General features: G+C 65.0%; 1 protein-coding gene. It reads right to left on the bottom strand.

Annotated features, from left to right (window positions below):
• A partial coding sequence (locus CU102_RS28365) for an AAA family ATPase (RefSeq protein ID WP_146146494.1) occupies nt 1-569 on the bottom strand: 569 nt, incomplete at both ends.

Raw genomic sequence — 569 nt, 5'->3', positions numbered from 1 at the left:
CGTGCGCCGCTTGCCGTCGAGGCGGGCGGCGTTGTCCATCGCATCATAGATCGTGTGAAGCTCGGCAGGTTGAGCGAGGTCGAGAAGATCGTTGAGGTGGACGAGTTGCTCGGAATCGACGTATCCGTCTGTGGTGGCTCTCGCGGCCGCATCATGACGGGCGGCGGCGTCCGCGGAGACTTCCAGGCCGAGAAGGCTGCCGACCAACACCCGGACGGCGTCCTGTCCCTTGCCCGTGCCGAAATCGAGCACCAGGGCCTTGTGCGTCGGGATACCCTCGGTCTGCGCCTGCCGGATGAACTCCTCGATGAGCCGCGTCTTGCCGATGCCGGCCTCGCCACGCACATGAACAAAATGCCCTCGGGCTTGATCGCGGCAGGTCTCGAGAAGACCACGAAGCTGCGCGAGTTCGGCCTTGCGCCCGACGAATGGACGGGTCCCTGCCGATTGGGGTTCGGCTACGGCGCCCGAAATGCGCCATACGCGGAGAGGGCGAGAGAAACCCTGAAGAGAGATCTCGCCTGCCGTACTGGTATCGAAGCGTTCGCCGATAGCCCGCTGGACGGCCT

Origin of the sequence: Phyllobacterium brassicacearum, assembly GCF_003010955.1 — a bacterium.
In the GTDB taxonomy this organism is placed as follows: Bacteria; Pseudomonadota; Alphaproteobacteria; order Rhizobiales; family Rhizobiaceae; genus Phyllobacterium; species Phyllobacterium brassicacearum.
This window is presented reverse-complemented; position numbering and strand designations above follow the sequence as displayed.